Annotated in this window: 16 protein-coding genes, 2 tRNA genes and 1 pseudogene; 14 read left to right on the top strand and 5 right to left on the bottom strand. The window is 71.3% G+C overall.

The genetic code is table 11. The annotated features are described in order from the left end of the window. Positions 1-104: 104 nt before the first annotated feature. The 4 genes from ACH4TG_RS07085 to ACH4TG_RS07100 are packed head-to-tail and all read left to right on the top strand — an operon-like array spanning position 105 to position 5,469. Positions 105-1,424: a glycosyltransferase family 2 protein gene (locus ACH4TG_RS07085; protein ID WP_398241115.1), complete on the top strand. Its 1,320-nt coding sequence runs from the start codon at positions 105-107 to the stop codon at positions 1,422-1,424. After that, the gene (locus ACH4TG_RS07090) at positions 1,417-2,691 is read left to right on the top strand and encodes a glycoside hydrolase family 26 protein (RefSeq protein ID WP_398241116.1); all 1,275 of its coding nucleotides are present in this window, start codon (positions 1,417-1,419) and stop codon (positions 2,689-2,691) included. The genes ACH4TG_RS07085 and ACH4TG_RS07090 overlap by 8 nt, the downstream gene beginning before the upstream one ends. Then, positions 2,688-4,382, top strand: coding sequence for a glycosyltransferase family 39 protein (locus tag ACH4TG_RS07095; RefSeq protein ID WP_398241117.1), 1,695 nt, complete (start codon positions 2,688-2,690; stop codon positions 4,380-4,382). Before ACH4TG_RS07090 ends, ACH4TG_RS07095 begins: the two co-directional genes overlap by 4 nt. Next, entirely contained in the window at positions 4,375-5,469 is a 1,095-nt protein-coding gene (locus ACH4TG_RS07100; RefSeq protein ID WP_398241118.1) for a glycoside hydrolase family 26 protein, read from the top strand. Before ACH4TG_RS07095 ends, ACH4TG_RS07100 begins: the two co-directional genes overlap by 8 nt. Before the next feature lie 139 nt (positions 5,470-5,608). Here the strand turns inward: ACH4TG_RS07100 and ACH4TG_RS07105 are convergent. Then, positions 5,609-5,681, bottom strand: a tRNA-Glu gene (locus ACH4TG_RS07105). Positions 5,682-5,809: 128 nt separating this feature from the next. Between ACH4TG_RS07105 and ACH4TG_RS07110 the strand changes: the two genes are divergently transcribed. The 8 genes and pseudogenes from ACH4TG_RS07110 to ACH4TG_RS07145 all read left to right on the top strand — a co-directional run. After that, positions 5,810-6,160, top strand: a complete 351-nt coding sequence (locus tag ACH4TG_RS07110; protein WP_398241119.1) for a metallopeptidase family protein — start codon at positions 5,810-5,812, stop codon at positions 6,158-6,160. Between the two features lie 187 nt (positions 6,161-6,347). Then, positions 6,348-6,941, top strand: coding sequence for a hypothetical protein (locus tag ACH4TG_RS07115; RefSeq protein ID WP_398241120.1), 594 nt, complete (start codon positions 6,348-6,350; stop codon positions 6,939-6,941). Positions 6,942-7,262: 321 nt separating this feature from the next. After that, complete coding sequence (locus tag ACH4TG_RS07120; protein ID WP_398241121.1) at positions 7,263-9,488, top strand: DEAD/DEAH box helicase; 2,226 nt, start codon at positions 7,263-7,265, stop codon at positions 9,486-9,488. Between the two features lie 370 nt (positions 9,489-9,858). Next, positions 9,859-12,984 carry an FG-GAP repeat domain-containing protein gene (locus tag ACH4TG_RS07125; RefSeq protein ID WP_398241122.1) on the top strand — a complete coding sequence of 1,042 codons (3,126 nt, stop codon included), beginning with the start codon at positions 9,859-9,861 and terminating at the stop codon, positions 12,982-12,984. 5 nt (positions 12,985-12,989) lie between these two features. Further along, complete coding sequence (locus ACH4TG_RS07130) at positions 12,990-13,643, top strand: thioredoxin family protein (protein ID WP_398241123.1); 654 nt, start codon at positions 12,990-12,992, stop codon at positions 13,641-13,643. Between the two features lie 56 nt (positions 13,644-13,699). Further along, positions 13,700-14,203: a hypothetical protein gene (locus tag ACH4TG_RS07135; RefSeq protein WP_398241124.1), complete on the top strand. Its 504-nt coding sequence runs from the start codon at positions 13,700-13,702 to the stop codon at positions 14,201-14,203. Between the two features lie 226 nt (positions 14,204-14,429). Continuing rightward, positions 14,430-14,502: transfer RNA gene (locus ACH4TG_RS07140), tRNA-Lys, on the top strand. A 259-nt stretch (positions 14,503-14,761) separates the two neighbouring features. Then, a pseudogene (locus ACH4TG_RS07145) lies at positions 14,762-14,830 on the top strand (hypothetical protein); the annotation flags it as partial. Positions 14,831-14,883: 53 nt separating this feature from the next. Here ACH4TG_RS07145 and ACH4TG_RS07150 read toward each other — a convergent pair. The 3 genes from ACH4TG_RS07150 to ACH4TG_RS07160 all read right to left on the bottom strand — a co-directional run bounded on the left by ACH4TG_RS07150 (position 14,884) and on the right by ACH4TG_RS07160 (position 17,225). Next, entirely contained in the window at positions 14,884-15,537 is a 654-nt protein-coding gene (locus ACH4TG_RS07150; RefSeq protein ID WP_398241125.1) for a class I SAM-dependent methyltransferase, read from the bottom strand. A gap of 81 nt (positions 15,538-15,618) precedes the next feature. Then, entirely contained in the window at positions 15,619-16,125 is a 507-nt protein-coding gene (locus ACH4TG_RS07155; RefSeq protein WP_398241126.1) for a hypothetical protein, read from the bottom strand. 200 nt (positions 16,126-16,325) lie between these two features. After that, the gene (locus ACH4TG_RS07160; RefSeq protein WP_398241127.1) at positions 16,326-17,225 is read right to left on the bottom strand and encodes an ATP-binding protein; all 900 of its coding nucleotides are present in this window, start codon (positions 17,223-17,225) and stop codon (positions 16,326-16,328) included. A 226-nt stretch (positions 17,226-17,451) separates the two neighbouring features. Here ACH4TG_RS07160 and ACH4TG_RS07165 point away from each other — a divergent pair, with 226 nt between their 5' ends. Continuing rightward, complete coding sequence (locus ACH4TG_RS07165; RefSeq protein ID WP_398241128.1) at positions 17,452-18,762, top strand: hypothetical protein; 1,311 nt, start codon at positions 17,452-17,454, stop codon at positions 18,760-18,762. Here the strand turns inward: ACH4TG_RS07165 and ACH4TG_RS07170 are convergent, their stop codons facing one another. After that, a complete protein-coding gene (locus ACH4TG_RS07170; RefSeq protein WP_398241129.1) occupies positions 18,763-19,296 on the bottom strand; it encodes an NUDIX domain-containing protein in 534 nt (177 codons plus the stop codon). It abuts the gene before it with no gap. Between the two features lie 475 nt (positions 19,297-19,771). On the opposite strand from ACH4TG_RS07170, the gene ACH4TG_RS07175 reads away from it, so the two are divergent. Continuing rightward, entirely contained in the window at positions 19,772-20,911 is a 1,140-nt protein-coding gene (locus tag ACH4TG_RS07175) for a VWA domain-containing protein (protein WP_398241130.1), read from the top strand. The last annotated feature ends 144 nt before the right edge of the window (positions 20,912-21,055 follow it).

Raw genomic sequence — 21,055 nt, forward strand, 5'->3', positions numbered from 1 at the left:
GATGCCGTGCAGATCATATGGTAAACATTCCCATCGAGATAGCTGCTCTGCGGCATACCGCGTCGACAGCGGAGCGGGGGAGAATTCGGCGCGATAGGGAAGACATGCTGGCGTTCTTGCTGGAGCTCCGCGAGCTGCGGATCAGCGGAGTGGTGTACCCATTTGCGGCCTTTATGTCCCTCATCTGGCTGCTGTGGGTGATCAAGGTTGTTCTTGCCCGCCGCTACAAACCGTGGAAGCGGCCTTTCGAGGCGACCACGTCGGTGATCATTCCGGTCGTCGACGAGCCGGAGGACCTGTTCCGCGAGGTCGTCGGCCGGATCATCGCCCAGCAGCCGACCGAGATCATCGTGGTCATCAACGGCCGCCGCAACGAGGCCCTGGAAGCCATCTGCGACGACCTCGGCGTGCTCTGGTACTGGACGGAGATCCCCGGCAAGCGCAACGCGCTGAAGGTGGGACTCGAGGCGTCCACCGGCGAGATCGCCGTACTGGTCGACTCCGACACCATCTGGACCACCCACACCCTCAGCGAGCTGATCAAGCCGTTCCGCGACCCGAAGATCGGCGGGGTGACCACCCGTCAGCGGATCCTGCAGCCGAGCCGCACCGTCCTCACCCGCTGGGCGGACTGGCTGGAGAGCGTGCGCTGCCAGTACTCGATGCCGGCGATGAGCGTGCTCGGCACGGTCGGCTGCCTGCCCGGCCGCACCATCGCCTTCCGCAGCCAGATCCTCTTCGACTGCATGGACGACTTCCTGGGCGAGAAGTTCCTCGGCGTCTTCCTCGAGGTCAGCGACGACCGCACGCTCACCAACTACACGCTGAAGGCCGGCTACCGCACCGTCTACCAGTCGACCTCGCTCGTCTACACCGACGCGCCCCTGCAGTTGAAGAAGCTCGCCAAGCAGCAGTACCGCTGGGCCCGCGGCTCGCAGTACAACACGCTGCGGATGATGCCGTGGATGCTGCGCCACGCGAAGATGCTCGCGCTGTTCTACTTCGCCGACGTCGCCGTGCCGTTCGTGCTGCTGGGCACCTTCGCCTCCTGGGTGGTCGCCGCCTTCCACCGCGGCCGCCCGGGCATCTACCACGACCTGCCGCTGCCGTCCGACCCCACCAAGTCCCTGGTGCTGCTGGTGAGTCTGGCCGCGATCATGTCGCTGTTCTCGCTCATGGTGCGCTTCGGCCGCCACTTCGCGTACCGGCCGCAGGACCTGCTGTTCCTGCCCACCTTCATGGTCATCAACACCCTGCTGCTGCTCCCCGTGCGGCTGCTCGGCTTCTTCCGGTGCGCGCACAACGCGAGTTGGGGAACGCGGGCGGACAGCTTCGCCGGCGAGAAGTCCCGCAGCCCGCTGGTGCTCGTGCCGTACCTGATCGGCGGGCTCATGCTCGGGGGCTCGGTGATGATGAGTGTCTGAGCGCAGCAACCGGCGCCGCAAGCGGATGCACTGGTGGAGCCGCGGCTCCGGCATCCGCCTTCGCGTGTGGATGGCCGTCAACGCCGTGCTGCTCGCGGCCCTTTCGTACGCCGTGTACGCGGCGGTGGTGTCCAACGCGGAGGGCTCGGGCTACTCCGGCCTGGGCGACGCCCCGAGCAGCCCCGGCGTGCTCGACCGGCTCAAGGGCAAGGGCGGGCAGGCCGTTCCGAGCAAGGAGCAGTTCCTGCACCCGGACGGGATCTACTACGGCGCGGCCACCGTCAAGGCGCCCTACGACGCCAAGGAACTCGACCAGCTCACCACCGACGCCGGCGGCATCCGGACCACGATGAGCTCGTACTTCATGACGTGGGGCCAGAAGTTCAACCCGTACTCGATCACCGCGGCCTACTCACACGGCACCCTGCCGGTGCTGACCTGGGAGCCGTGGGCCGGCGGCAAGCAGAACCCGAAGCCCAAGGAAATCCTCCAGTCCAACACCGATCAGCCCGACTACCGGCTCGCCAACATCCTGGCGGGCCACTTCGACGCGTACATCACCGAGACCGCCAAGGCCATCGCCGACGCCAAGTGGCCGGTGGTGCTGCGGTTCGCGCACGAGATGAACGGCATCTGGTATCCGTGGGACGAGGGCGTCAACGGCAACCACCCGGGCGAGTACGTCAAGGTGTGGCGGCACGTCCACGACCTGTTCACCGAGGCCGGCGCCACCAACGTGATCTGGGTCTGGTCGCCGAACATCATCCGGCCCGAGCCCAACATCAAGCTCAAGCCGCTCTACCCGGGTGACGACTACGTCGACTGGGTCGGCATGACCGGCTACGGCGTGCACGAGAAGACGCCGGCGATCACGTTCGGGCCGACGATCAAGCAGATCCAGACCATCACCGACAAGCCCATCATCATCATGGAGACCGGCGCGCAGATCGACAGCAAGCAGTTGAGTTGGGTCAACAACTTCTTCCCCTGGCTGAAGCGCCACCCCGAGATCATCGGCTTCGTCTGGATGGAGAAGGACCGCGACACCGGCGCCCGCGCCAACTGGCGGTTCACCTCCAGCCCTCAGGAGAAGCAGGCGTTCCAGGCCGGCCTGGCCACCCTGCACCTGACCACTGGCCAGCCGGCCACCCGCAGCGGCGCCTCACCGGGTGCGACGCCCTCGACCGGTGCCCCACCGGGCGCGACGCCCTCCACCACCGGCGCCTCATCGGGCGCCACCCCCTCCACCGCGGGGAGCACGCCGTGAGCGACAGGGAACTCCTCGACGCCCCCGACACCATCCCCATCGCGATCATCCCGCAGCCCAGGACCGAGCGGGACGAGTCGCGGCCCAGCCGGCGCCAGGAGCGGGAGCAGCGCGAACGCGAACGCAGGCGCGGCCTGAGCCGCGGCACGACCATGCTGCCGCCGGCGCTGGTCACCCTCGCCCTGGGCGCCTATCAGATCGGCACGCCCCAGGTCCGCGAGGACGAGTCGGCCACCTGGTGGGCCGCGCACCTGTCCTGGAACAACCTCGGGCGGCTGCTGGACAACACCGACGTGGTGCTGGCCCCTTACTACGTGCTGATGCACCTGTGGGTGTCGGTCGCCGGCTCCTCCGCGGTGATGCTGCGGCTGCCGTCGCTGCTGGCGATGACCGCCACCGCCGCCGCCCTGGCCCTGCTGGGCCGGCGGATGTTCGACGCGCCGACCGGTCTGATCGGCGGGCTGGTCTTCGCCGTCCTGCCGGCCACCGCCCGCTACGCCCAGGACGCCCGCCCGTACGCGCTGTCGGCGCTGTCCGTGGTCGTCGGGGCGCTCCTGCTCTACCGCGCGCTGGACCACGACGGCGCCGACCGCTGGGGCGGCTACGCGCTCGGCATGCTCTTCACCGGGTTGTTCCACCCCGTCGCCGCGACCGTGGTCGCCGCCTACCTGCTGATCGTGCTCGCCACCGAACGGCAGCGCACCGGAGCCTGGTTCGCGGTGACGCTGGTGCCCGTTGCGCCGCTGTTCGCGGTGCTGATGCTGGCCCGCGGCCAGAACCACCAGCATCCCAACGGCGGTACGAACGTCGACGCGCTGCTGCACCTGCCGCAGGACCTGCTGGGCTCCGCCCATGTCGCCCTGGCTGTCGGCCTGCTGGCGCTGTTCGGCGTGCTGCTCGGCCGCAGGAACGGCATCCCGCTGCTGGTGTGGGCGGTGCTGCCGCCGGTGGTGCTGTTCGGCCTGCGCTCGTACGCCAACGTGTTCACGCCGGCGTACTTCGTCTTCACCGTGCCCGCTCTCGCCCTGCTCGCCGGAGCCGGGGTGTGCGCGCTCGGCCGTGAACTGCCGGGCAAGGCAGGGTCGGTCGTGCCCCGGCAGATCGCCGCGGGGCTGGTGGCCCTGGCCGCGGTCGGTGCCGTCTCGGTGATGGCGCTGCCGACGCTGCGGGACGATCCGCAGCACGGCGCCTACGACTTCCGCGCCGCCGCCCGGTACGTGGCCCTTCAGCAGAAGCCCGGCGACGGCATCGTCTACAGCGGCCAACTCGACGTGGCCACCCGGGCCATGGCCTACCACCTGCGCGGCGCGGCGCAGCCGCTGTCGGGCGTCTACGTGATGGTCCCGCCGGAACAGGACGGCACCTACACCGGCACGCCCTGCGCGGCACCGGTGGTGTGCACCAAGGGTGTCGACCGGATCTGGCTGGTGTCCACCGCGGACGCCGCGACCCCGTACGCCGGGATGACCGCGGACCAGGGCGCGTTCCTGCAGACCGAGTACAAGCCGTCGATCGCCCGGGAGTTCGCGGGCGGGCTGCGGATCACCCTGTTCGAGCGGGTGCCGGACAACGGTGCCGCCGGGCAGAAGCCGGGCACCACGAAGCAGACCGGCACCGCCAAGCAGGCGGGCGCCACGCAGAAGTCCGGCACGCAGAAGGCCGGCGCGACGGACAAGGCGGGCAATGGCTGACGAGGCACCGGTCCGGGAAGGCGGTTCGCGCCGGCTGGTGTTCGCCGCGCTCGCGGTCGCCGCCGCGCTGGTCGTCGGCGTGGGCGCCTTCACCCTGGGCGGCGGCAGTTCCTCCGGCGGCTCCGGCACGAACGACGGCGGGCGCAGCGTCGCCCTGCCCTCCTCGTCGCAGGCCCCGGCCGTCCCGGACAAGTCCCGCTTCCTCGCGCCCGCCGCCGGGACCAAGTACTTCGGCGTCGCGGCGCACGACGCGCCGTGGAAGTCCACGGTGCTCTCCGGCATCGCCAAGGACGCGGGCGGCACCGCGCCGAACATGGTCGAGTACTTCGTCAACTGGACCAAGGGCTTCGACCCCGACGCCGTGCGGGCCGCGTACTCCCAGCACGCCCTGCCGGTGCTCACCTGGGAGCCGTGGGCGGGCTCGGCCAAGGGCACCAAGCAGCGCTCGTACGCGCTGTCCACGATCATCGGCGGCGCGCACGACGCGTACATCACCGCCTTCGCCCAGGCCGTCAAGGACGACGGATGGCCGGTCGCGATCCGCCTCGGCCACGAGATGAACGGCCACTGGTACCCCTGGGCGGAGCACAACGGCGTGAACAAGCCCGGGCAGTTCGTCGCCGCGTGGAAGCACGTGCGCGCGATCTTCGACAAGGCCGGCGTGGACAACGTGATCTGGGTGTGGGCGCCGAACACGCTGCGCGGCGCGGACCAGGTCAGCCTCAAGTCGCTCTACCCCGGGGACGCCTACGTCGACTGGATCGGCCTGTCCGCCTACGACGTGACCGAGTCCACGGCGGGCAGCGTGCTGGACCCGACGCTGCGGGCCCTCCGGAAGTTCACCGACCGCCCGCTGCTGATCACCGAGACCGGCGCGCAGCCGGGCGCCCAGAAGGCCCCCTGGATCGGCACGTTCTTCCCGTGGCTGGACACGCACCCGGACGTGATCGGCTTCGTCTGGTTCCAGTACACCCGGGAGCAGGGCGGCGGCGCGGACTGGACGTTCACCTCCAGCACCGCGGCGCAGCAGGCGTTCCGCAAGGGCGCCCGCACCCTCAAACTGGCCCCGATCCCGGCCCCGGCCTGACCAGGCGGGCTGCCCCGCCGGGGCGCCGGGGCGGCGCGGGGATGCCCTGACGGCACCAGGCTGCCCCGGACGGGGGGAGTGGGTGCCCTGGACGCGGGCGGGAGGGTGCCCCCGGGTGGGGGAGGGGAAAGGGTGTGGGTGCCCCCAACGGGATTCGAACCCGTGCTACCGCCTTGAAAGGGCGGCGTCCTGGGCCACTAGACGATGAGGGCTGAACGGCCTGCCGCGGTGGGCCTTTCGGCGCACATCGGGGACGGGGGAAGCATATGGGACGGCCCGCGGGTTCGGCAAAACGATTGAGGGGTCGGCCGCGGGGCGTGGCGCAGGACACAATGGGCCTGTGCTGGAGATGAGCCGCGAGGACTTCGAGGAACTGGTCGGCGAGGCGCTGGACCGGATCCCCGCCGAGCTGACCCGGTTGATGGACAACGTCGCCGTCTTCGTGGAGGACGAGCCCGACGCCGGTGACCCGGACCTGCTCGGCCTGTACGAGGGGACGCCGCTGACCGAGCGCGGCGAGTGGTACGCCGGCGTGCTCCCGGACCGGATCACCATCTACCGCGGGCCGACGCTGCGGATGTGCCACAGCCGCGAGGAGGCGGTCGAGGAGACCGAGATCACCGTCGTCCACGAGATCGCCCACCACTTCGGCATCGACGACGACCGGCTGCACGAGCTGGGCTACGGCTGAGCCGCACCCGTCGGGCCGGTCGGCGGCAGCCACGGCAGATCGGCGGCCGCCACGGCAGAACGGCACATGCCTCCCGGGACGCCGGGCGTGTCCTGGTGCGGGCGGGGGCGTTGGACACGGCGAGTCCGCCCGGCGCGGCGCGCCGCTGGGCGCCCGCCGGCCCGTGCCGAGCCCGAGGTCCCCACGCATGCCCGCACCCGTTCCCGCACGTCCCCCGCACGCCCGTGCCCGCGCGGCCGGGACGCCGTCCGCAGGGGCCGGCCCCGCAGGGGTCCGCCCCACCGGGGCCCGGTCCGCTGGAGCCCTGTCCGCCGGGATCCGGGCGGCCGCGCTCGTCGCGCTGCTGGCCGCGAGTGTCGCGGGGTGCGTGAGCACCGGCGGCACGGACCAGAAGATTCCCGGCGGCACGGCCACCACGGCCAGCGGCGGGCACGCCGCGGACGGCCCCCGCACCCGGCAGGGCCTGCCCGGAACCGGGCACGGCGGCGGCCGGGACGGCATGGCGCCGTCCCCGACGGTCTCCGGCATCCCGCTCGACGACGGCTCCGCCTCCCCGTCCACACCCGTCACCCCCACGTCCGGCAAGCCCGGCGTCCGGGCCGTCCCGCCGCCCGGCGGGGGCGCCACCTCGTCCCGTCCGGCCGGGCAGCCGTCCCCGACCGGCGACCGGCCGACCGGCACGCCCACCACCGACGAGCCCACCACCACCTCGGCCCCGTCCGACCCGCCGTCCAGCAGCACCACTCCCGGCGACGGCACGTCCGGCCCCGGCGCGTCCTGACCGCGGCGCCGCGGGCCCCGCTCTCCTCTTCCGGACGCCGTGCCCCAGGCCCGGCCCCCGTCCCGCCTCCGACCCCGTGCGAAACCCCTCCCGATCCGAGTACGGCCAGGTCAGAGCAGGGTTCCGGAGGGGATTGGCGCTCGGGGCCTTGGATGCGTATGCTGGTAGATCGTTTGATCCCCATTCCGATGCCTGGCGCCTGAATCCGCAACGCGCCGCGTGGCGCGTTCCGTATCTCCAGTGGCTGACCGCATCGAGGCGGTTGTAAGCAACCTGTGGAGCTGGCGCGTGCCGTAAGTCTCCGAGAGGTTTTGCTTCAGCATGTCCATTGACAGTGCCGACCGTGCCGCCATGCCCGAGAGCGCGCAGAACTCCGTGCTCGACGTCGAGGCGGTGACCGCCGACACGGCGACCGAGCCCACCACCGACGCCGCCGGGGCCACCGTGCCCGCCGACGGTGCCGACGCTCCCGCCGACACCACCGCTGCCGACGCCGCCGCCGACGACGCGGCCCCCGGCATCACGTTCGCCGACCTCGGCCTGCCCGAGGCGATCGTCCGCAAGCTCACCCAGAACGGCGTCGTGACCCCGTTCCCGATCCAGGCCGCCACCATCCCGGACGCCATGTCCGGCCAGGACATCCTGGGCCGCGGCCGCACCGGCTCCGGCAAGACACTGTCCTTCGGCCTGCCGCTGCTCACCACCCTGGCCGGCGGCCGCACCGAGCGGAAGCGCCCGCGCGGCGTCATCCTCACGCCCACCCGCGAGCTGGCCATGCAGGTCGCCGACGCCCTCCAGCCCTACGGCGACGTCCTCGGCCTGAAGATGAAGGTCGTCTGCGGCGGCACCTCCATGCAGAACCAGATCTACGCGCTGGAGCGCGGCGTCGACATCCTCGTCGCCACCCCCGGCCGGCTGCGCGACCTGATCAACCGCGGCGCCGCCGCCCTGGACCAGGTGCAGATCGCGGTCCTGGACGAGGCCGACCAGATGGCCGACATGGGCTTCCTGCCCGAGGTCACCGAGATCCTCGACCTCATCCCGGCCGGCGGCCAGCGCCTGCTGTTCTCCGCCACGCTGGAGAACGAGATCGACACCCTCGTCAAGCGCTACCTGGTCGACCCGGTGACGCACGAGGTGGACGCCGCCCAGGGCGCGGTCACCACCATGAGCCACCACGTCCTGGTGGTGAAGCCCAAGGACAAGGCCCCGGTCACCGCGGCCATCGCCGCCCGCAAGGGCCGGACGATCATCTTCGTCCGCACCCAGATGGGCGCCGACCGTGTCGCCCAGCAGCTCGTCGAGGCCGGTGTGCGCGCGGACGCGCTGCACGGCGGCATGACCCAGGGCGCCCGCACCCGCACCCTGGAGGACTTCAAGGGCGGGCTGGTCAACGTGCTGGTCGCCACCGACGTCGCCGCCCGCGGTATCCACGTCGACGGCATCGACCTGGTGCTGAACGTCGACCCGGCCGGCGACCACAAGGACTACCTGCACCGCTCCGGCCGCACCGCGCGCGCCGGCCGGTCCGGCACGGTCGTCTCGCTGGCCCTGCCGCACCAGCGCAAGCAGATCTTCCGGCTGATGGAGGACGCGGGCGTGGACGCCTCGCGCCACACCATCGGCGGGGCCGGCGCGTTCGACGAGGACGTCGCCCAGATCACCGGCGCCCGCTCGCTGACCGACGTGCAGGCCGACGCGGTGCAGAACGCCGCGGCGCAGGCCGAGCGCGAGGTCGCCGAGGCCACTCGGCACCTGGAGCGCCTGCAGCGGCGCGCCGCGGAGCTGCGCGAGGAGGCCGACCGGCTGACCGCCCGCTCGGCGCGCGAGCGCGGCGAGGACCCGGAGGAGGCCGTTGCCGCCCGTGCCGCCGAGGCGGCCGCCGCGGTCGAGGCCGCGGCCGCCCCGCAGATCCCCGAGCCGCGCGAGGAGCGTCCGGCCGGCGGGTACCAGCGCCGGGACGACCGTCGCGACGACCGGCGGGACGAGCGCGGCAACTTCGACCGCCGCCGTGACGACCGGCCCTCGTACGGCCGCGACCAGCGGGACTTCCGCGACCGCGACCACCGCGACCGGGACCGGGACCGCGACTCCCGCCCGTCGTACGGCAACCGGGACCGCGACGACCGCCGCCCGTACGGGCGTGACGACCGCCGCGACACCCGCCCGTCGTACGGCAGCCGCGACCGTGACGACCGCCGTCCGTCGTCGTCCTCGTCGTCGTCGTACAACCGGGACGACCGCCGCGACTCCCGTCCGTCGTACGGCAACCGGGACCGTGACGACCGCCGTCCGTCCTCGTCCTCGTCCTCGTCGTCGTCGTACAACCGGGACGACCGGCGCGACAGCCGCCCGTCCTACGGCGACCGGGACCGCCGCCCCTCCTACGGAGGCCGCGACGACCGCCCGTTCAACCGCGACCGCCGCGACTCGCGGCCGTCGTACGGCGACCGTGACCGCCGTCCGTCCTACGGCGGCGACCGTGACCGCGAGCGGCCCGCCACCTCGTACGGGGAGCGCAAGCCGCGCTGGAAGCGCAACGGCTGACCGCTGCTGATCGTCAACGGGCCCGCCCGGCCCGGGAGTTCACCCTCCCGGCCGGGCGGGCCCGTTTTCGTGGGCGGCCCCTGTCGCGGGGTCCCGCCGCCGCCGGTCGCGGAGTGGGTGATTCCGCGTTCCAGGGCGGGTGCACCTGCTGTTACAGTGCGCTGTCTTGTTGTGGGGGGATGACCAGGGGCCGGGGGGCTTCCCGTTCTTCCTGCGCGCCGCCGGCGCCGTTCGCGTGCCGCTGCGCGCCACTTCGCCTGCCTCCGCGAGCCGCGGGCACCTCCTCACCGACGCGGGCCACGCCGCATCCGGCCGCCGTCCGCGGGACCCCCGCGCTTTGCGCGCGGGGAGGCGCACTGGAGGGACCCACGTGACCCGTACCACCGCACTCCGCCGCGGCCTGGTCGCCGCGCTCGCCGCCGTCGCGGCGGCGACCGGACCGCTGCCGCAGCTCGCCCATGCCGGCACGGCGCCGGCCGCACCGGCGGAGGTGACGATCCCGGCGCAGAGCCCCACCGGTCCGGTGGGGCTGGAAATGGCCGGCTCCGACCCGGGCGGCTACGTCGTGCAGGGCAGCGTCACGTTCACGTCCGGGACCCGGCAGTACACCTGGTACTCGGCGGACGGCACGGTCTCGCGAGACCTGGGGAAGCTCGCCCAGCCCCCCACGGTGGTGCCCTTGCCGGGCGGCGGTTCGGTGGTGGGCACCGTGGACCGGGGCACGCCGGCGCAGCCCGCCGACCGGATCGACATCTACGACGTGGCGGCCGGCGCCTGGACCCGCACCGACGTGCCCGCGGGACGGTACGTCGTCGGCCTGGTGCCCACCGGCAGCGGCTGGGCCGCGGTCGCGAAGGACACGGACGGCGCCCTCCACCTGCTCACACCGGCGGCCGGCGGCGGCCTGAACGACACCCTGGTCAGCGGACAGCCGGCCGGAGGCATCACCGCGATCGGCCAATGGCGTGCCGTCGACGGCGCCATGGCGTTCCTCACCAGCGGCACGGCGAGCCGGCTGGGCCTGCTCGACACGGACACGGGCGCGCTGACCTTCCTCGGAGCGAACGCGGCGTCGGACAGCAGCACCCTCCTCCTGAGCGACGACGCCTTCGGCGTCTACGACCCCGTGACGGGCAAGGCCACGCTGCGGGCGGTCGACGCGCCGCAGACCGTCGTCGCCGACCTCGCGGCCCCTCTGCAGGACGGCGGCCTCGCCGTGCCGATCCTGACGGACAAGGCCCTGGTCATGGGCCGCGCCAACGCCGGCCTCATGCCGGGACAGACGCCCCGACCCGTCGAGTCGTTCCCGCTCGACGGAAGCGCCGCCACCGTGCTGACCGCGCGGGGCAGCACCCCGGCGCGCGCCGCCGACGGCGGGGTGACCTTCGACGCCGCCACGGGATCCGGCGGCTGGGCCACCTACCGGCTGCCCCCGGACGGCGGGCCCGCCGCCGTCCTCCGGAACTTCACCACCTACCACCCCGAGCAGATCGGCCTGTCGCTCGACCGGGGACGGCTCAGCCGGGTGGAGACCGGCCCGGGCAACGAGGTCCAGGAGCACCTGCAGAACGCCGACCTCGGCAGCGGAGCCACCCCGAAACTGACCGGCTACGTCGAAGAGCAACATCAGATGCCGTGGGACGGGATCGTGAACCGCTGCGGCGGCGTGCGCTGCGCGGCGCTCACCGACACCGACACGGCATCCGACACCTTCGACGGCGCCGCGCCCGTCTACCTGTCCACCAACCTCCTCGGCGCCGACGTCGTCCAGCAGGAGGGCGCCACCGCGGGCATCACCCTCGACACCTCGCAGGGCCGGATCGCCTCCGCCGACGGCACCACGGCCCTCTACGACAGCGCGGCCAACGGGCAGCAGTACGTGATCGACCTCGCCAAGCGCCAGGTCGCCCGGACCCGGCCGATCGCCGCCGCCGCACTGTGGAACGGCACCCTGTGGTCCGCGACCTCGACGCCCGGCACGTTCACCACCGAGTCCACCGCGGCACTGACGGGTACTCCCGGCCCCACCGGCACGGTCACCACCGACGCCCCCTGCGTGCCCGACGAGATCCAGGTGCTGGGCCGGTGGCTGTACTGGTCCTGCGGCGCGGACGGCCCCGCGGGGGTCTACGACAGCACGCTCGGCCACTCGGTGCGGGTGCCCGCGGGCAAGGCGCTGCTCGGTGACGGCTTCGTGCTCCAGCACACCGGGGCGCACCTCGTCCTGACCGACGTCCACACGGGCGCCGCCGCCGGGCGCACGCTCGCGGACCTTCCCGCCGGGCCCTACGCCGACGACCGCGGCATCACCTGGACCGTCGACAAGTACCGCGGCTTCGCGGCGTACACCGACACCGAGGGCACCACCCATGTACTGCCCTCGGGAGTGCCGGGGTCGCCGCTCGCGGTGCTGCGCAGCACCGTCAGCCCGGCGGCGGCACTCGACGCGGTCGGCTGGCAGCCGCAGTGGACCCTCACCGGGCCGGTCTCCTCCTGGCGGCTGGACGTGCGCAGGCGCGGCCAGACCGCGGTGGCGGCCTCCTTCCACGGAGGTGCGGCGCGCGCCACCGTGTCGGCGCACTGGGACGGCCGGTACATCACCGGTATGGCGGTGCCGGGCGGCGCCTACACCTGGACTCTCAGCGCCGTTCCGGCCGACGCCGACGGCCCCGCGCTCAGCAGCACGGGAACTCTGACGATCGCCGCCGCCCCCGCGCGGGACCGTGACTTCTCGGGAGACGGCGTCGGCGACCTGCTCGCGCTGACCTCCGGCGGACGTCTGGACATCCGTCCCGGCACCGGCGCCGCGCCGGGCGGCGTGCAGGCGGCCTCGTCGTCCGGCAGCGGCTGGCCCGCGACATCACGGCTCGTCCCGACCGGCGACCTGAACGGCGACGGCCTCAACGACCTTCTGGTACGCGACGCTTCGGGGAACCTCACCTGCTACTACGGCAGCGCGGGCCACGCTTTCACGCCCAGCGGCGCCCACCGGCTGATCGGTGGCGGATGGAACATCTACGACCAGCTCACCTCGCCCGGCGACACCACCAGCGACGGCCGGCCCGACCTGATCGCCCGCGACACCCACGGTGACCTGTACCTCTACAAGACCACCAGCGGCGGGGTGTTCGCGCCCCGCGTCAAGATCGGCTACGGCTACCAGACCTACGACATGCTCGTCGGTGTCCAGGACCTCCGCGTCACCCCGCAGTTCCCCCCTGCCGCCACCCTGATGGGCCGCGACCACGCGGGCGTCCTGTGGCTCTACGGGGCGACCAGCCACGGCAACCTCACCGGCCGGGTCCGCGTCGGCGGGGGCTGGCAGATCTACAACGCGATCGTCGGGGTGGGCGATCTGAACGGGGACGGCCGCAACGACCTCGTGGCGCGGGACGCCAACGGCGACCTGTGGCGCTACGACGGCCTGAACAACGGGAAGTTCGCGGCCCGCGCGAAGATCGGCTGGGGCTGGCAGACGTACAAGGCGCTGCTGTGAGCGGGATGTTGAGGGGGAGCGGGAGGGGACGGAACGCGGGCGGGCTGCGCCGTGCGGCGCTGGGGGCGGCGGGGGCGGCGGCGGTCGTGCTGATCGCGGCGTGCGGGTCCTCGGGTTCGGGCTCGGGGTCCGGTACGGACGCGGCCGCGGATCCGAAGCTGCCGGTGCCGGCCACCACGACGGCCGCGCCGATCGCGACGCCCGCGACGGCCGCGACGCTCGCCACGCCAGGGGCGACCACCGCCTCCGCCACGGCGCCCCCGAACGCCGCCGCACCCGAGGGCTACGACCCCGCGCGGGACGCCGCCGCGGACATCGCCGCCGCCAGGCGGTCCGCGGCCGCGGACGGCCGGCCGGTCCTGCTCGATTTCGGTGCGGACTGGTGTCCCGACTGCGTGGTCCTCGGCAAGACGTTCACCGAGCCGGACACCGCCGGGCTGCTCGCGAAGTACCACGTGGTGCGGGTGGACGTCGGCGACTTCGACCACAACCTGGACGTCGCCGCGCAGTACGTCGAGCTGCGGTCCAGCGGCATCCCGGCCCTCGCGGTGGTCGACGCGCACGGGAAGCTGGAAGTGGCCACGAACCAGGGGCAGTTCGCCAATGCCCGGGACATGCCGGCGGCCGAGGTGAACGCGTTCCTGAAGAAGTGGGCCTGAGCGTGGGGAGGTTGGCGGCTGTCCGTCCTCGTAGAGTCGCCGCCCGCAGCGCCGCCGTGGCCCTCCTCGCCGTGGCGGCCGGCGGGCTCACCGGGTGCGGGCAGGGAAGCCCGTCGGCGGCGCCCCGTTCGGCGGGATCGTTCACCGACGGCGGCGTCACGGCGTCCGTCACCCTGGAGCGCACCGCGACGGACCAGGTGCGGCTGACGGCCGAACTCGCCCCGCAGACACGCGGCTTCCACCTCTACAGCCTCGACCTGCCCGACGGCGGCGTGGACGGCCTCGGCATCCCCACCCGGTTGAACGTGTCCGCCCCGCTCATCCCCGCGGGCCCGGTCAGCGCCTCGGCCAAGCCGTACGGGCTGCGGCTGCCCGAACTGGAGGTGACGCTGCCGGTCTATCCCGACGGCCCGGTCACCCTCCACCTCACCGCCCGCCTCGCCGACCCGCGCGCCACCAGCACCCGCGTCCTGCTGTCGTACGGCGCCTGCTCCTCGACCGCCGGCTGCCGCCCGCCGGTCCGCGGCCACCCCCTCGTTCTGCCCGTGCCGCGGGCGTAACCGCGCGGCCCCCTGGGCGGGGCCGGGCGCTGAGGTGTGGCCCACCGCACTCCCGGACCGGACGTGCCCCTGCCCCGGACCCGGCGGGACGCGCGTCGCCGCCTGCCCGGGACCGCGGCGGCCCGCCCCCGCCCGGGGCCTCGAAGCGCCGCCCGTCCGCGCGACCCGGCGGACCCGCCGATATGGTCTCGGCCCGCCCCCGGACCCCGGCTATGCTTCGGGGTGCGGGCCGTTAGCTCAATTGGCAGAGCAGTGGACTTTTAATCCATTGGTTGTGGGTTCGAGTCCCACACGGCCTACGGGGTCGATCCCTCTACGGGGTCGCTGACCTGTGATTTTGTGCCCCCGGTCGTCATTATGGCGGCCGGGGCGCGGTCGTGCGGAGGGTCGTGCGTGAGCGATGCGTGAGTGGCCGGGGTAGGTGGTCCGTAGGCCGTGCCTGCCTCGCACTGATCGGACAGCGTCTGGTGGGGCGACGGGCTGGCTGGTGTTGTCAGCTGGTGCCGCTGTGACACCCCGCAGTTGCACGATCTGCGGGACCGGTTGGCGGGATGGCTGGTGCCGCTGACCGACGTGGCGGCATCGATGGAGCCGGTGATGCCAGTCGAGGACCGAGCGGCGGAGACTTGGGAGCCGCTGGTGGCCTTCGCCGACATCGCCGACGTGGGCTGGGCTCGGCGTCAGGCCTGGGCGCTGACCAGGAGCGTGCCGATGTGGCCCGGCTCGGGGGCGTCCAGGACGCGGGCTTGGGCAGCGGTGAACCCGGATCGGGTCAGAAGTCGTTCCCATACAGGCGGGCGGTAGCTGTAGCGGTAGGTGAACATGGCCTTCCCGGCGAAGCCGCCCTTGTACATGCCCTGTGGGCCGTAGGCGCCCGGGATCGCGGGTGGCTGGGAGAAGACGAAGGTCCCACCGGGATTGAGTCGGCGGCGGACGAGTGGGAAGAGCTTCGACGGGTCGGCGAACCAGGCCGCCCCGAAGATCGAGTACACCGCGTCGTAGGTCTCCGCTGTGGAGCCGAGGTAGTCCAGCACTTCGGCGCAGTGGAACTGCGCTCCCGACGGCGCCCAGCGCTCAGCGATTTTCTCGACCATCACCGGAGACAGGTCCACGCCTGTGGCCTTCACGCCGCTCTGCGCCAGGTGGGCGAGCGCGCGTCCGGTGCCGCAGCCGATCTCCAGGACGCTGCCCGGGTCGCCCATGAGCTCAGGGCCGGGTCCGTGACCGGCGTACTGCGTCCAGCGGAAGACCGGCTCGGCTTCGTCCTTGAAGGCGGTGCGGGCGTAGGTGTCCCACAGTTCGGTCTCGGCGACGATGTCGTGTTGCGCAGGCATGTGTGTCCTCTGCTTGCCGAAGAAGGCGGCGCCCCGCCCCATGATGCCCGCAGGCACCGGACGGGCGAGGCGCCGTTCGGTTCAGTGGCTGTCGGGGACCTTGTTGTCGCACGGCGAGCAGTCCGTGCTGTCGATCGCCCACAGCTCGGTGTCGATCTCGAAGCCGATCGAGGTGAGGAAGTCCGCAGTGCGCAGGCACAGTCCGTCGCTGCGGCGCTCGATGAACGGGGCGTGGTGCTTGTAGCGACCGCCGTTGTAGAGATCGCAGAGGGCGAACCAGACGGGCGTGTCGAGGATGAGCTGGTGGACGCCGATGTCGACGAGTTTGCCGACGCCCAGGTGCACCTCGGGGTGCTCGATGCAGGCGAGGGTGTACATGACGGCGTTGCCGAGGATCCGTTCGGCCATGTCGAGGACCATGGTGTGGTCACGCAGCAGGAGGGCGATCTCGCGGTCCCAGAGGGTCATGCCGCTGTCGAGGATGTTGACGGTCAGGTGCGCGATGTGGGGTTGGACGGCGTTGAGGAGTTCCTTCGGGTCCCGAGTGCGTAACCCGATACCGGTGTCGATCTGGATGGCTGTGGTCATGGTGCTGTCCTCCTGCTCTGGGGATGGATAAGGCTTCTGGTCCGCCAGCTGCTGCTGGGGACCCGCACGGCACCCTGAAGGCGTGACGTCGTGCATTCCGGGCTCCGGGCAACCGGCGACATCCACCGGCGCCCGGGCTCCCTAGGGGGCGCTCGCATAGCCGCGCCAGCGGGGAGGGGCCGGGGCGGCGAGTGTGCCGGTTATGTGCGGCCCCCCGGGCCTGAGGCCGGCGAGCGTTGCTGGGCTGACGGGTGGTGGGCGATCCAGTCCTCGCGGGCGGCGATGAGGGCGGGGCGCACCTTCTCATCGAGCAGGTCGGCGTGGGCGCGGAGCTTCGCGGCGATCTCGGCGACACCCAGCGGGTCCAGGCCGAGGATCCAGCGCCCCACGCAGACCTGGAGGTTGACGACCGGCACACGGAGGCCGGAGTCGGGGTCGTAGGGGTTGCAGTCGATGCTGCCCTCGAAGACCACGTCCTCCTCGACCCCTTCCCATACGTCCGGGTCGGTGAGGGGCATCATCGGGCCTTCGAAGTAGTTCCGGTGGTTGATGCCGGCCAGCCGCTCCGGCAATTGGTCCAGGGGCACATTGGCCTCGGTCGGGTCGTCCTCTGCCCAGGCAGGGAGGTAGCCGGACGTCGCCGATCCACTGCCGGTGGTTATCGTCCGGGTGCTCCGGGGAGGAGGCGTCCCGTCGGGCGGTCCGAGTTCGAACCAGACGACCTTCCCAGCGGGATCGGGGGCGCTTCCCCAAGCGCTGGCCAGGGACTCGACCAAGAGCAGGCCGCGTCCGCCCTCCGCCTCCGGGGAGCTGTGGCGTCGGCGCGGGCGGGCGGGACTCACGTCGGTGACCTCGACCCGGACCCGTACGCCGGTCCAGCGCACGGCCACCGCGCAGGAGGAATCGGTGTGCCGGACGGCATTCGTGATCAGCTCGGTGGACAGCAACTCCAGGTCGCCCAAGGTGTCTTCCGGCAGCGGCACGTCCCAGCCCCGCACCAACGCGACGATCTTGCGCCGGGCTTCGGGCACCGCCTTTTGTTCGGCCTCAACGCGGAAACCGAACGTTGGAGGACAGGTATCCGAGATGGTGTCGGACATCGCTGGGGACCTTTCGAGACGCTGGATGCCGTGTCATGCCACTGACTTCGGTGCAGCACGGGGCTTGTCGCTTCCTCCGGAGGGCAGCTCCTGGAGGGAATCCCAGACTGTTCCAGCGGCCCGTTCTGGGATAAGGCCAGCGTGGACACCCATGGTGGGTAAACTCGCAGTAAGTGATCTCGTGTGACGGTGAGCGATCACACTCCCGTACGAGGGGGCGCCGGACATGATCGAACCCGCGGCAGCGGTCGGCCTGCCCAGTCGCCTGCTGGCGGATCCCGAGATGATCGCTGCCTGCGCCGAGCGGGACTTCACGAAGGTCTTCGGCTTGGCGAAGGCAAGGGGCGGGCTTCACGTCTCACGCATCGCCCGCCAGTGTGAACTGACGCCGAGCAGGGTCGGCGAGGTCATCTCCGGCCGCCGGACCATCACGAACATGAGCGTGATCGAACGCGTCGCGGACGGCCTACGGCTTCCCGGTCACATGCTCGGCCTTGCGCCGCGGGACTGGGAGGAACGAGCACCGGCCCCTGCTCCGCCCGAGCACAGATGTGCCCAAGGAATCCCTGAACCGAGCTTCCTCCCAGGACAGCCAGAGGATCTGGACGGCATTCTCGCCATCGCGGCGGCCACGAAAGTAACACCGAGCACGCTTCGGTCCCTCCAGACCTCGATCGAGGATTACTGGCGGCGGGACGACGAGCACGGTGGCGAGGCCCTACGGCCGGCTGTGATGGGGCAACTCAGGTACGTCATAGGCTTACTGTCCGACAGCACGGATCCGAACTATCGGCGCAGTCTGCACGGCATCGCTGCGGAACTCGCCCGGCTGGCCGGTTGGACGCTTTTCGACGCACGGCAGTACAGCACCGCGAGGGCGTACTTCACCCAGTCCCTGCGCCTGGCCCGCGCAATCGACGACAGGGCCTTCGTCGCCAACGTCCTCGCCTGTCTGAGCCTCCAAGCCACTTATCAGGACCGGGCCGAGGAAGCCGTCACGCTCGCACGGAGCGCCCAGGATGTTGCCCGCCACGACGGCGGCACTCCGAGACTGATGGCGATGCTGTGCGTCCGCGAAGCGTTCGGCCACGCGAGCGCACGCGACCGACCGGCGACCCATGCGGCTATCGCCGAGGCGCAGTTGCAGTTCGGGCGGGTCGGATCCGCAGACGACGACCCACCGTGGGTGAGTTACTTCGACCGGACCAAGCTCACGGTGGACATCGGCATCGCCCTCGGGCAGCTCGGGGACGTGGGTGCTGCCGAACCGTTGATCGCGGAAGCTCTGCGCGATGAGCCGGAGATGAACCTGCGCAGCCGGGCCTTCCATTCCTTCTGGCTGGCGAGGACCCAGTTGCAACGCGGCGAGCTGGAGGAGGCCTGCCGGGCGGCGAGTGACGCCCTGGACCTGTCCGCGACCGTCGACTCGCCTCGCGTGACCGCACACTTGCGGGACCTCCGTCACCTACTCACGCCATTCCGCACGTTCCGGCCGGTCGCGGAGCTGGACGCCCGGCTGGCGGGGAGCGCAGGCTGATCAGAGTCCGGCCTCGTCCAGCAGCAGGTAGAGGACTCCCACGAGCGTCCCGCTGCTGACGATTTCACGGCGGTCGATCATGCCGCGCAACTCGGACAGCGGGATCCATTCAAGCCGGTCGGACTCGTTGAGTTCGGTCGGCGGGCCGGCGTACTCGACCGCGTCGGCGCGGAAGACAAAGTGCTCCGAGTCGGTGATTCCGTTGGCCGGCTGGGCATAGATCAGCGGCTTCATCTCGCTGGTGCGCCAACCGGTCTCCTCCATGGCCTCGCGGGCGGCAGCCTCGGCCGGGGTCTCGCCGGGTTCGACCAGTCCCATGGGCAGTTCCCAGGCCCATGAGTCCGTGATGAAGCGATGGCGCCACATCATCAGGACCTGCTTCTCGCTGTTCACCACGGCGGCCACTGCCAGGTGTCGCAGCTTGAGCACGTGATGCTCCCACCGCCGCCCGTCCGGCTGCTCGACATCGACCAACCACACGTTCACCCATGGGTTCTCGTAGATCGGACGTTCTCCGTGGATCTTCCACTGCATCGCCGCGGCCCCTCTCGATCTGCCTCAGCATCTCAGACGCGGCAGCCTCGGGCGGCCCGTTCGGGCGACTTCACGTCACACTGACGAGTATGGGGCAGGATGACCCGGTGACGATGAGGTGAAGCCTGCCAGGCGGCCGTATACGTGCGCGGATGTGCTGACATCCCGCGCCTTCCGTCGGACGCCTCGGCATCCGTTGCCGTCTGATCCGCGATCACGGCACGCAGCCGGGTCGGAGGGTCCGGCAACACCGTCTGTACCTACCCCGCCAAGGAAGATGGCTAAGGGGACGACTGGCCTTCCGTATTCCTGCTCATCGCGGTGGTTGCGTCGCTACGGTTTGTACCTGCAGGCCATGAATGGGTGCATGAGGGGATGTTCGACGCGTATGCAAGCGGTATCTCTGGGCAAGGGTGGGAATGCGGGTCTTGAGTTGCAACCTGTCGCGTTACAGGTGGCAACGAGAGGGACGCTCGTGGACATCTCGGCGCTTCTGCTGGGCGCGGACGGCAAGGTCCGGAGCGATGGCGACCTGGTCTTCTACAATCATCCGGCACAGGACGGCGTGAGTCTCACGGGCAACACTGTCTCTGCTGACCTTCCTCGTATCCCAGCAAGCGTCGCAACAGTAGTGGTTGTCGCCAGCGTGGATCCCTCCCATCCAGGAGCGGTGTTCACCACCGCACCGATTCTCACTGCCAGCCAGGGGAACGGCGCCGGAGTGACCTTTACCCCGCCGGACTTCGTGGCGGGGGAGACCGTCGTCGTACTCGCGGAGATCTATCGCCGCGCGGGAGGCTGGAAGGTTCGGGCGGTTGGCCAGGGCTACGCCTCCGGGTTGGCCGGCCTCGCTACCGACTACGGCGTTGATGTGGATCCGGAGCCGGCAGCGTCAACGCCGCAACTGCCCAACCCGAGAACAGCCTCGGCAGCCTCCAGCAACGGTCAGCTCAGTCTGTCGAAAGTCGAAGCGCAGGCGCCGGCCCTGCTGGCCACCACGCGCCAAGCAAGTCAGGCGCTTGCACGCACTGGAGCAGCCGACAAGCGCGCGGCGGTGTACCTCATCCTCGATCACGACTGGGCCATGGAGGAACTGTACGAGTCGTTCGCGGTTCAGGCGTTTGCGGAGCGAGTTCTGGCCCTCTCAGCGAACCTCGACGACGACGGAACCGTGCCAGTCATCTTCTCCAGCGGGAACGAACCGTTCATGGAGGAGATCCGCCTCGACAACTATCGGGGTCGGATCGGGCAACTGCACACACAGGTCGACTGGGGCTGGGGCAATGTAGGCGCAGCTATGCGTGCCGCGGTCACGCACTACCAGGAGTCCGGAGCCCGCGACCCTGCCTTCGTCATCGTCCAGGTTGGGGACGAACCCTGGGACAAGTCGGAGTTCCGCTCTCTGCTGCAGAACACTGGGAGCCTGGGGGTGTTCTGGCTGTTCGTGGGCTTCGGGCGCGGAAAGCTCGCCTTCTTCAAGAACCTCAACGCTTCGACGTCCGCAAGGTTTACGAATGTCGCCTTCTACGAGGCCAGCAAGAACCCGGGGGCTGTACCGGATGAGAAGTTCTACGCCGGTCTGGTCGAAGCGTTCGGGGCGTGGATGAGCCGCTAGGGATCTGCGCCGACGCCTTCAGTCTCGCCGAATGGCGGGCCACCAACCGCTTCCTCCCTGATGCCCCCGGTTGCCGGCCAGCGCTCTACTTGCGTGAGCGATGCGTGAGCGGATGTGGTGGCACCGGGCGGTGCGGCGGGGACA

The sequence above is a fragment of the Streptomyces sp. NPDC020917 genome, from assembly GCF_044333795.1.
Lineage (GTDB): Bacteria > Actinomycetota > Actinomycetes > Streptomycetales > Streptomycetaceae > Actinacidiphila.

What these genes read in the sequence shown, in the direction of transcription:
- ACH4TG_RS07155 (WP_398241126.1), bottom strand. Translation starts at nt 16,125, where the DNA reads ATGACCACAGCCATCCAGATCGACACCGGTATCGGGTTACGCACTCGG.
- ACH4TG_RS07165 (WP_398241128.1), top strand. Translation starts at nt 17,452, where the DNA reads ATGATCGAACCCGCGGCAGCGGTCGGCCTGCCCAGTCGCCTGCTGGCG.
- ACH4TG_RS07170 (WP_398241129.1), bottom strand. Translation starts at nt 19,296, where the DNA reads ATGCAGTGGAAGATCCACGGAGAACGTCCGATCTACGAGAACCCATGG.
- ACH4TG_RS07120 (WP_398241121.1), top strand. Translation starts at nt 7,263, where the DNA reads ATGTCCATTGACAGTGCCGACCGTGCCGCCATGCCCGAGAGCGCGCAG.
- ACH4TG_RS07150 (WP_398241125.1), bottom strand. Translation starts at nt 15,537, where the DNA reads ATGCCTGCGCAACACGACATCGTCGCCGAGACCGAACTGTGGGACACC.
- ACH4TG_RS07160 (WP_398241127.1), bottom strand. Translation starts at nt 17,225, where the DNA reads ATGTCCGACACCATCTCGGATACCTGTCCTCCAACGTTCGGTTTCCGC.
- ACH4TG_RS07100 (WP_398241118.1), top strand. Translation starts at nt 4,375, where the DNA reads ATGGCTGACGAGGCACCGGTCCGGGAAGGCGGTTCGCGCCGGCTGGTG.
- ACH4TG_RS07130 (WP_398241123.1), top strand. Translation starts at nt 12,990, where the DNA reads ATGTTGAGGGGGAGCGGGAGGGGACGGAACGCGGGCGGGCTGCGCCGT.
- ACH4TG_RS07085 (WP_398241115.1), top strand. Translation starts at nt 105, where the DNA reads ATGCTGGCGTTCTTGCTGGAGCTCCGCGAGCTGCGGATCAGCGGAGTG.
- ACH4TG_RS07115 (WP_398241120.1), top strand. Translation starts at nt 6,348, where the DNA reads ATGCCCGCACCCGTTCCCGCACGTCCCCCGCACGCCCGTGCCCGCGCG.